The sequence below is a fragment of the Aeromonas sp. 1HA1 genome, from assembly GCF_029237385.1.
Classification (GTDB): domain Bacteria; phylum Pseudomonadota; class Gammaproteobacteria; order Enterobacterales; family Aeromonadaceae; genus Aeromonas; species Aeromonas popoffii.
In genome coordinates this window covers 16,931-27,507 of the sequence record NZ_JAACGC010000059.1, presented here as the reverse complement: position 1 = coordinate 27,507, position 10,577 = coordinate 16,931, and the positions used below count along the sequence as shown (strand labels likewise).

The window sequence follows — 10,577 nt, the reverse complement described above, 5'->3', positions numbered from 1 at the left end:
TTATTGCTAAGAAATCGTCTTGGTCACTTCACCAGACATTGAAAATCAACAAAATTGTTTGATGTTCGATGCTGTGAGTGCCCACACAGATTGCTTGATTCAAATTGTTAAAGAGCGACGCAACAGTGTGTTGCTGCGGGAGTGGAATTCTACTCAACCGCCTTCTCGAGTCAAGCCTTATTTTCAAGGGCTTTTCGAGGCACCGACTGGCTTAACTGCGTTGCCGCTTGCCCTGTCGATGTGGCGCATTATAGGGATCTGGATCACGCTTGCAAGGGCCTTTTCGAATTAAATTCGAATTATTAGCTCAACAGCTCACCAATCCACCAGAAAGACCGTTTATCCCGCAAAAAAACACTCATTTTACAACATCGACCTGTCTTCAGTGGTGCCTTGCCGGCTACAGATCAAGGTTGTGGTGATTTGGCGTCACCACATCCATATGCATGGTGATCGAGGTCACGCCTTCGGGTAACATAGCGCCCCTTTGCGATTCACACACTCTTGGGCTTTGGAGAGTTTAATGCCTTTTGCACTTGGCCAGCGTTGGATTAGTGATACAGAGACGGATCTGGGGTTGGGGACTGTCGTTGCTGTTGAAGGACGCATGGTTACCCTGTTGTTTCCGGCTACCGGTGAAAACCGCATGTATGCCAAAGAAGAGGCGCCGGTCACCCGGGTCAGCTTCAATGTGGGCGATCAGATAGCCAGTCACGAAGACTGGACCATGACGGTCGAAGAAGTGCAGGAGAAAAACGGCCTGCTTATATATGTAGGTGTTCGCACCGACAATGATGAGCCCGTTGCCCTCAAGGAAGTGTTTCTCAACAACTTTATCAAGTTCAACAAGCCGCAGGATCGCCTGTTCGCCGGTCAGATTGACCGTATGTCCCGCTTTACCCTGCGCTACGAGGCGTTGATCAACCAGCACCAGCGTCGTCGCAACCCGACTCGCGGTCTGGCCGGTGGCCGGGTCAGCCTGATCCCGCACCAGCTCTATATCGCCCATGAAGTGGGGCACCGCTACGCCCCGCGCGTATTGCTGGCGGACGAAGTAGGTCTGGGCAAGACCATCGAAGCGGGCATGATCATTCATCAGCAGCTGCTCTCCGGCCGCGCTCATAGGGTGCTGATCCTGCTGCCCGAAACCTTGCAACACCAGTGGCTGGTCGAGATGCTGCGCCGCTTCAACCTGCACTTCTCCCTGTTTGATGAGGAGCGCTGCATTGAGGCGTTCGCCGATGCGGAGAACCCCTTCGAGACCGAACAACTGGTGATCTGCAGCCTCGACTTCCTGCGCAAGAAGCGTCGTCGCTTCGAGCAGGTGCTGGAAGCCGAGTGGGATCTGCTGGTTGTTGACGAAGCGCACCATCTGGAGTGGAGCATCGATGCCCCCAGCCGCGCCTACGAAATGGTGGAAGCGCTGGCAGAACAGGTGCCGGGTGTGCTGCTGCTGACCGCCACCCCGGATCAGCTGGGGCACCAGAGCCACTTCGCCCGTCTGCGCCTGCTCGATCCCGAGCGTTTCTACGACTACGAGGCCTTCCTCGCCGAGGAGCAGGCTTATGGTCAGGTCGCCAGCGCAGCGCAAGAGCTGCTGGATGGCGAGACCCTGAGCGATGAAGCCAGGCAGATCCTCGCCAACCAGCTGGAAGGGCTGGATCTGAGCGATACCGCCGCCCGTCAGCAGGCGGTCGCCAAGCTGCTGGATCAGCATGGCACCGGCCGAGTGCTGTTTCGCAACAGCCGCGCCAATATTCAGGGCTTCCCTGAGCGCCACCTCAATGTCTACCCCATGCCGCTGCCCGAGCAGTACAAGACTGCCATTAAGGTGATGGGCATGATGGGTGGCAATGGTGGCGATCTGCAGACCCGTGCCCTGCGCTACCTCTACCCCGAGAAGATCTTCCAGCAGTTCGAAGGCGACAACGCCACCTGGACTCAGTTCGACCCGCGCGTCGAGTGGTTGCTGGGGCTGCTGCTCTCGGCCCGCCAACAGAAGGTGCTGGTGATCTGCTCCGAAGCGGCCACCGCCATCGAGCTGGAAGAGGCGCTGCGCACCCGTGAAGGGATCCGCGGCACCGTGTTCCATGAAGGGATGTCGATCCTCGAGCGGGACAAGGCCTCCGCCTATTTCGCGCAAGAGGATGGTGGCGCACAGGTGCTGCTCTGCTCCGAGATCGGGTCAGAAGGTCGCAACTTCCAGTTTGCCAGCCATCTGGTGCTGTTCGATCTGCCGCTCAACCCGGATCTGCTGGAACAGCGTATCGGTCGACTGGATCGTATCGGTCAGCAGAATACCGTCGAGCTCCATGTTCCCTATCTGGAAGGAACCGCCCAGCGCGCCCTGCAGCTCTGGTATCACGATGGGCTGGATGCGTTCGAGCAGACCTGCCCGACGGCCCGCCCGGTATTCGAAGCGGTGCGTGACGAGCTGTTCGAGCTGCTGGCCGCCAACACTGGCGATCAGGCGACTCTCGACGCCCTGCTGGTCAAGACCCGCGAGCTGCACGAGCCGCTCAAGGCCCGGCTGGAACAGGGCCGCGATCGCCTGCTTGAGATCCACTCCAGCGGGGGCGCTGCCGCCCAGCAGCTGGTCGACAAGCTGGCTGCCGAAGATGACGACACCGGCATGATCTCCTTCGCCCTCAAGATGTTCGACGAGATCGGCGTCAATCAGGATGACCGTGGCGAGAACGCGATGGTGCTGACCCCCGGGGATCACATGCTGGTCTCCAGCTTCCCGGGCCTGCCGCAAGACGGCATGACCATCACTTTTGATCGTAATACCGCCCTGTCGCGGGATGACATGGCGCTGCTCTCCTGGGATCACCCCATGATGCGCGGCGGTATCGACCTGATCCTGGGCTCCGAGATCGGTGCTACCTCGGTCGCACTGCTCAAGAACAAGGCACTACCCATCGGCTCCATCCTGCTTGAGCTGATCTTCGTTGCCGAGTCTGCAGCCCATCCCCAGCTCTACCGCTTCATGCCGCCGACCCCGATCCGTCTGCTGATGGACAAGAACGGCCAGAATCTGGGTGAGAAAGTGGCGTTTGATGCCTTTAACCGCCAGCTGACCCCGGTCAACCGCCACCTTGGCAGCAAGCTGGTCACCGCATCCCAACCGGTGATCCACGGTCTGATTGGCAAGGGCCAGGCCATTGCCGAAGAGCTGAAAGCCGGGATTGTCGACAAGGCCCGTGCCCAGATGGCGCAAACCCTGCAGCAGGATCTGGATCGTCTGGAAGCGCTCAAGGCAGTCAACCCGAACGTGCGCGACAGCGAACTGGATTATCTACGCAATCTGCAGGCAGAATTGCACCACCTGATCGATCAGACCCAACTCAAGCTGGATGCAATCCGCTTTATCGTGGTCACCCATAACTGACAAGGTACCGACCGACAGCGGCCAGACCCAGCTCAAGCTGGATATCCAATGCCGCTTTATCGTGGTTACCCATAACTGATGGGGGCTTGCCCCCACCGTCTGATGCGAGACATTTATGTTTGAATACTCACCGCCTCTGGAACCCTGGCTCGATGTCCTGTTCAAGGACAAGGACATCATGGTGGTCAACAAGCCCACTGGCCTGCTGAGCGTCCCCGGGCGCGGCCCCGAGAATGAAGACAGCGTCCTGCATCGGGTGAAGCAGCAACACCCCAAGGCGGCGGCTGCCCATCGCCTCGACATGTCCACCACTGGCGTCATTGTCATTCCTCTCAACCCCAATTCTCATCGGGAGCTGAGCCGACAATTTCGCGAGCGGGAGACCGAGAAGCACTACCTCGCCTGGGTGTGGGGTGAGCCGGAAGCAGAATCGGGTCAGGTAGATCTGCCACTCTGCGTCGATTGGCCCAACCGCCCGAAACAGAAGGTGGACCACGAGGAGGGGCGCCACGCCCTGACCCTGTGGGAAAAGCTGAAGGTGGAGAACGGCAACAGCCTGATCAAGCTGACCCCCATCACCGGTCGCTCCCACCAGTTACGCGTCCATATGCTGGAGCTGGGACACCCGATTCTGGGTGACAACCTCTATGCCCATCCGGATGCGCTGGCGGCAGCCCCCCATCTCTACCTGCATGCGACCATGCTGACCATCAGCCACCCCCGCAGTGGGGAGCGTATGACCTTTGAAGCTCCCGCACCTTTTCCGCTATAGGCCAGAACGTGAACATAAAAAAAGCCCCCATCAACTGATGGGGGCTTTTTCATTAGGATCAGACGCGAATATCGATTTTACTTCCCAGTGTGGAGCTGGCCGATGTCGCTGCGGTCGGGGCTGATTGAGCAGCCGTCTGGAGCAGTTTCAATGCGGCTTCACCATCCTGGGTTTGCTGTTTCTTGGCCAGACTGGCTGTCAGCAAAGCAGAACCAAATGACGTTGATGCAGAACTAGATATATCCATGGTGTACCTCCTGCCCTAAGACTATCGGCCCTCTTGTGCCATTAATGAGCCATTTTGGCTAAATTAAATACGTCTTGTTGGGTTGACGTCGCTCCAGCCATTGCTCTTCCATCTCCAGCAAAGTCTGATAGACCTTCTCTGCCTGTTCAGGACGACTGAACAGATATCCCTGACCATAGAGGTGAATGTCGGTGAGGGTGCGCAGCACATCGAGCTGGGCCTGGGTTTCTATCCCCTCACACACAAGGCTTTTGCCCAGCATGGAGCCCATGCGGCAGATATTGGCGACCAGCTCCGAGGCCTCTATTGAGGTATCGATCCCCTGAATGAAAGAGCGATCGATCTTTACCTTGCTGACGGGCAGTTTCTGCAAATAACTGAGGGAGGAGTAGCCGGTCCCGAAGTCATCCAGCGCCAGCTGTACACCCTGCTGATTGAGATCCTGCATCAGCTGCAAGGAGTTTTTCACCTCGCGCATTGTTGTGTCTTCGGTCACTTCCAAGACCAGGCTGGCGGCCGGGATATGATGATCCATCAAGGCCTTGGCCACCAGCTTCAACAAGTTGCGCTGGTACATGCCAGGTGAGATGTTCACGCACATCTGCAAATCGACCAACCCGAGCTGCTGCCACTGATAGAGCTGCTCACAGGCGGTATTCAGCACCCAGCTACCCAGTTTCTCGGCAAGCTGGAACTCTTCCGCCACCTGGATCACCTCATTGGGCGGAATGAAGCCCAATTCAGGGTGGCGCCAGCGCAGCAGAGCTTCGACCGCCTCGCAGCGACCACTTTCGAGATTGACGATGGGCTGGTAATAAAGCTCAAGTGCGTTGTGCTCCAACGCCATTATCATGTCGCTTGCCAGATGCTTGCGTCGCGCCGTCTCATTGAGCAGCGAATTGTCATAAATGACATAAGGGACATGGGCCTTGCGACTGTGAAACAGCGCCAGCTCGGCCCGGCTGAGCAACTCCTGCGTCAGTTTGCTGTCCATCGGGAAGAAGGCAATACCGATCCCGACTTCCAGCCGGAATGGGTAATTGTCGATGATAATGTCCTGCTTGAGTGCATGGAGCAAGCGGGAGACCAGCTCCCTCACCTGTCGCAGGTCGCTGCTCTCGCGCTGGATCATGGCGAATTGGTCCCCACCCAGACGTGCCACCCACTCCCCGTTTTCACAGAGGCTGCGGGTCCGCTTTGCCAGCTCCCGTAGCAGGAAGTCACCTGTGTTGTAGCCAAATTTGCTGTTGATATCACGAAAATCGTTGATATCCACCAGCACCAGGCCAAATGGTGTCTCCTTGGCTGCATACGACTCCATCCTCTCCAGCAACGCCAGCCGGTTGGCCAATCCGGTCAGGGGATCAACCCGTGCCATACGGAAGTGCCGGCGAGCCTCGCGGATCAGCAGGCCACTGAGCAGCATCACCGACAGCACGAGGCCGGACACCATGAACAGCAAGGCATTGCGCAACTGGCCGAAACGCTTGTCATTGCCCGAATAGACGTTGATGTTCTTCTGCATGACAGACTCAAGAGAGTAAGAGAGAGGTTCCTGCAGGGGGGCCAGCCGCATCATGATCTGCTGATAGTCCGGCGAGCCCGATTTCAGGTGAGTGATGTTGGACTCCATCTCGCGGATATTGCTTTCGATCAGCTGCACCAACCGCAGTGTCTTCTGCTTGTCCTTCATGCTCTGGCGCAGTTGGCCACTGAGCAGGATAGGTGTACGACTCCAGAGGATGTCGTAACGCAGCATCAGGGTGTCATGATCTATGCCGCCATAATGGTAGATCTCGACGGAGTTGAGGAAACGCCCCAACTCCAACTGCAACTGCATTAGGGCCCAGGAGACATCATAGGTATATTTCTCCATCACCCGTGTTGCATTCTGTATCTGTGCGAGGCAATACAGGGTGCTTCCCGTGAACAACAGGATGGATAGATAAAGCACCGCAAGTAACGGCCACGCCTTGGTCTTTGCTTTCACCCGCACTCCCGCAAACCATTATATCAATGCTGGATATCAACCGAACTCAGTTGCCAGATCATCATGTCGGTAAATTCTGACCGTTTCAGCTCAGGATACTGATCCAGCGGTAGGATAAACCAAAGCGGCCCCTTATTCCGCACCCGCATGGTCACCCCGTCATCCTGCCAAGCCAGGATGGGATCATATTGTTTGACCTTGTCCCAGTTGATCTTAATCTGAAAACTGTTCAAGGCGGTCAGGGTTACGGCCTTGCCATCCGCCCCGACGGCAGCAAGCACATCCGCCAGCTTGGGCCCCACATACTTGTGCGGTTTGTCGACCCAGGGGTTTCCCGTCACTATCTCATGCTGTGGCAGCGCCTTGAGCATGGCCAGATCGAAGCCAATAGCCCCCTCGCTCGCCTCGGCGGGCATCACATTGCCGGTCACCTTCAAGATCACGGGTCCCTGCGGTGCCTCTAGTGCCATGGCTGGCATTGCCAGAGAAAAGAGTAATGTAATCAAACCCAGTACACGCATATTCACCTCATATAAAGTTGCCAACAATAGACTCAGTTTAGTCGCCATAAAAAAAACGGCTCGCAAAAGCGAGCCGTTTGGTAAACAGGGCCGAATTACATCATGCCCATACCGCCCATGCCACCCATGTCAGGCATGGCAGGGGTATCTTTCTTCGGCAGCTCGGTGATCATGCACTCTGTGGTGATCATCAGGCCGGCGATGGAAGAGGCGAACTGCAGCGCAGAACGGGTCACCTTGGTCGGATCCAGGATCCCCATGGCCAGCATGTCACCGTACTGTTCGGTGTAAGCGTTGTAACCGAAGTTGCCTTCACCATTCTTCACCGCGTTGGCAATGACAGAGGCTTCTTCACCAGCGTTGATGACGATCTGACGCAGCGGAGCTTCCATGGCACGCAAGGCAACCTTGATGCCCACGTTCTGGTCTTCGTTGTCACCGCGCAGATTGGCGAGTTTGGCAGCAACACGCACCAGCGCAACACCACCACCTGCAACCACACCTTCTTCGACGGCTGCGCGAGTTGCGTGCAGGGCATCGTCAACACGGGCTTTCTTCTCTTTCATCTCGACTTCGGTAGCGGCACCGACCTTGATCACGGCAACGCCGCCAGCCAGTTTGGCTACGCGCTCTTGCAGCTTCTCACGGTCATAATCGGAAGAGGTATCTTCGATCTGCTGACGGATCTGGGCCACACGGCTCTCGATCAGGGCTGCATCACCCACACCATCGATAATGGTCGTGTTTTCTTTGGTGATGACGATGCGCTTGGCACGGCCCAGGTCTTCCAGGGTCGCTTTTTCCAGCTCCATGCCCACTTCTTCGGAGATCACGGTACCACCGGTCAGCATGGCGATATCCTGCAGCATGGCCTTGCGACGGTCACCGAAACCAGGTGCCTTGACGGCAGCCACTTTCACTATGCCGCGCATGGTGTTGACCACCAGGGTCGCCAGCGCTTCGCCTTCCACGTCTTCGGCAACGATCAGCAGCGGCTTGCCTGCTTTGGCAACGCCTTCCAGCACCGGCAGCATCTCGCGAATGTTGGACACTTTCTTGTCAACCAGCAGGATGAAAGGATCATCCAGCTCGACAGAACCGGTTTCCGGCTTGTTGACGAAGTACGGAGAGAGGTAGCCGCGATCGAACTGCATACCTTCGACTACAGCCAGCTCGTCATCCAGGCCCTGACCATCTTCAACTGTGATGACGCCATCACGACCGACTTTGTCCATGGCTTCGGCAATCAGCTTGCCCACTTTTTCATCGGAGTTGGCGGAGATGGTACCCACCTGAGCGATAGCATTGTTGCAGGCACACGGCTGGGACAACACTTGCAGCTCGGCAACGGCAGCAATAACTGCCTTGTCGATACCGCGCTTCAGATCCATCGGATTCATGCCAGCGGCAACGGCCTTCAGGCCTTCGTTGACGATGGCCTGAGCCAGTACGGTCGCCGTGGTGGTACCGTCACCGGCGGCGTCATTGGCCTTGGAAGCAACTTCCTTGACCATCTGGGCGCCCATGTTCATGAATTTGTCTTCCAGCTCGATTTCGCGAGCAACGGAGACGCCATCCTTGGTGATGGTCGGGGCACCGAAGGACTTGTCCAGTACCACATTGCGGCCTTTCGGACCCAAGGTAACCTTGACGGCATCGGCCAGGATGTTTACGCCTTCGAGCATCTTGATGCGGGCTTCGTTGCCAAACTTGACTTCTTTAGCTGCCATTTTCTTCAGTCCTTAAATCAATTCGGGGAAAAGGGTGAATTACGCTTCGACAATCGCCAGGATGTCGGTCTCGGACAGGATCAGTACATCCTGCCCATCCAGCTTCTCGGTCTTCACACCGTAGCCTTCGTTGAAGATCACCTTGTCACCCACCTTGACGGCAAGGGCTTTGACATCGCCATTGTCCAGAATTCGGCCAGTCCCCACGGCAAGTATTTCACCACGGGTGGACTTCTGGGCCGCAGTACCAGTCAAGACAATGCCGCCAGCGGATTTGGCTTCAGCTTCGATGCGCTTGATGATGACGCGATCGTGCAGTGGACGAATTTTCATCGATAACTCTCCCAAAATGAGTCTCTGTGTTGCTTTGAGGAATGGCCATTCCTGGCCAAATTAGATATGTCTCTGATGTGGGGCGTTTTTGTTAACCCTTCAAGGGCAAATACAAAAAAAATATTTTCACGTACTATGAATATCTTCGATGGATCGCCCGTGTCCCGGTCAGGAAACCGGATTTGCGCTGCCCACAGTCAGAACGTAATTCGCCAGATGCAAGAGACGAGCCCGTGACCCGACCCAATCCCATGCTGACCGCCCCCATGACGTCCGTATTGTTGCGCATGACGGGCCCCATGATCCTCGGCATAGTCGCCATACTGGCTTTCAACCTGGTCGACACCTTCTTCATCGGCATGCTGGGCACCCAGGCGCTGGCGGCCATCAGCTTCACCTTTCCGGTTACCTTCGTGGTGACCTCGTTGGCAATGGGGCTGGGGGCTGGGCTCTCGGCGGTCATCGGTCACGCGCTCGGCCAGGGCAGGCATGACGAAGCCGCCCGCATCACCACCGACAGCCTGTTTTTGGCCGTGGTACTGGTTACCCTGCTCTCTGTGCTGGGCGCCCTCACCATACAACCCCTGTTTCGGCTGCTCGGTGCCAGCGACCCGCTTATCGGGCTCATCTACGACTACATGCTGATCTGGTATCTGACCGTGCCCATGCTGGTGCTGCCCATGGTAGGCAATGCCGCCATCCGGGCCACTGGAGATACCAAGACCCCGAGCCTGGTGATGGGGGTAGCGGGACTGGTCAACGGTGTGCTGGATCCTCTGCTCATCTTCGGCATAGGCCCTTTTCCCGAGTGGGGGATCCGTGGGGCGGCCATTGCCACCTCGATCTCCTGGCTGATGGCCATGCTGGTCAGCCTCTATATATTGCGCCATCGGGAAGGCTTGCTGTTGTGGCGCCTGTCGCCCCGGCCACGGCTGCTGGCTCACTGGCGCGCCTTGCTGCACGTGGCAGTACCGGCCTCGTTTACCAACATGCTCAACCCGCTGGCCACTGCCGTGCTGATGACCATCTTCGCCGGATTAGGCACCGAGGTAGTGGCTGCCTATGGCGCCGCATCGAGAGTGGAAGCCTTGTTGCTTATCGTGATGATGGCGCTCTCTTCCGTGCTGGCCCCCTTCATTTCTCAAAACTGCGGAGCGGGCAACCCGGCCCGCGCCAAGGCGGCGCTCCAGTTCTGCATGCGCTTCGCCCTGCTGTTCCAGCTCGGCGTCTATGGATTGACCTGGCTGCTGGCACCGCTCATCGCCAACCTGTTCAGCGATCACCCGCAGGTGGTGCGCCTCATCATCCTTTATCTGCACCTGGTGCCCATAGGTTACGGCTTCCAGGGCATGGTGATGCTGCTGGCCTCGGCGCTCAATGGTGTCAGGGCCTCGAGTGTCTCTTTTCTGTTCAACGGGTTGCGACTGTTTGTCTTCTTGGTGCCAGGGGCTTGGCTGGGGGCTGAACTGGGTGGGGAACAGGGGATATATCTGGGGATACTGCTGGCCAATCTGGCGGCGGGCACACTGGCCTGGTGGTATGCCCACCACCGCTTCGAGCGACTGTGCCATCAGGGCAAACCCTGACAGGCAC

The 10,577-nt window shown here is 57.4% G+C and carries 8 protein-coding genes; 3 read left to right on the top strand and 5 right to left on the bottom strand.

The annotated features are described in order from the left end of the window. Positions 1-523 precede the first annotated feature (523 nt). The gene (gene rapA, locus GWQ22_RS16425) at positions 524-3,391 is read left to right on the top strand and encodes an RNA polymerase-associated protein RapA (RefSeq protein WP_275930964.1); all 2,868 of its coding nucleotides are present in this window, start codon (positions 524-526) and stop codon (positions 3,389-3,391) included. A 115-nt stretch (positions 3,392-3,506) separates the two neighbouring features. Continuing rightward, a complete protein-coding gene (gene rluA, locus GWQ22_RS16420) occupies positions 3,507-4,163 on the top strand; it encodes a bifunctional tRNA pseudouridine(32) synthase/23S rRNA pseudouridine(746) synthase RluA (protein ID WP_275930963.1) in 657 nt (218 codons plus the stop codon). A 58-nt stretch (positions 4,164-4,221) separates the two neighbouring features. On the opposite strand, the gene GWQ22_RS16415 is transcribed toward rluA, so the two are convergent. The 5 genes from GWQ22_RS16415 to GWQ22_RS16395 form a co-directional block, all read right to left on the bottom strand. Further along, a complete protein-coding gene (locus tag GWQ22_RS16415) occupies positions 4,222-4,410 on the bottom strand; it encodes a hypothetical protein (RefSeq protein WP_080741189.1) in 189 nt (62 codons plus the stop codon). Between the two features lie 58 nt (positions 4,411-4,468). Beyond that, positions 4,469-6,400 carry a GGDEF domain-containing phosphodiesterase gene (locus GWQ22_RS16410; protein ID WP_275930962.1) on the bottom strand — a complete coding sequence of 644 codons (1,932 nt, stop codon included), beginning with the start codon at positions 6,398-6,400 and terminating at the stop codon, positions 4,469-4,471. A gap of 23 nt (positions 6,401-6,423) precedes the next feature. Then, positions 6,424-6,921: a molybdopterin-binding oxidoreductase gene (locus GWQ22_RS16405; protein WP_275930965.1), complete on the bottom strand. Its 498-nt coding sequence runs from the start codon at positions 6,919-6,921 to the stop codon at positions 6,424-6,426. 95 nt (positions 6,922-7,016) lie between these two features. Beyond that, positions 7,017-8,651, bottom strand: coding sequence for a chaperonin GroEL (gene groL / locus GWQ22_RS16400; RefSeq protein WP_042033714.1), 1,635 nt, complete (start codon positions 8,649-8,651; stop codon positions 7,017-7,019). 39 nt (positions 8,652-8,690) lie between these two features. Continuing rightward, positions 8,691-8,984, bottom strand: coding sequence for a co-chaperone GroES (locus GWQ22_RS16395; protein WP_042033715.1), 294 nt, complete (start codon positions 8,982-8,984; stop codon positions 8,691-8,693). A 251-nt stretch (positions 8,985-9,235) separates the two neighbouring features. On the opposite strand from GWQ22_RS16395, the gene GWQ22_RS16390 reads away from it, so the two are divergent. Next, positions 9,236-10,570 (top strand): MATE family efflux transporter, encoded by a 1,335-nt coding sequence (locus tag GWQ22_RS16390; RefSeq protein ID WP_244462989.1) that lies wholly within the window; start codon positions 9,236-9,238, stop codon positions 10,568-10,570. The last annotated feature ends 7 nt before the right edge of the window (positions 10,571-10,577 follow it).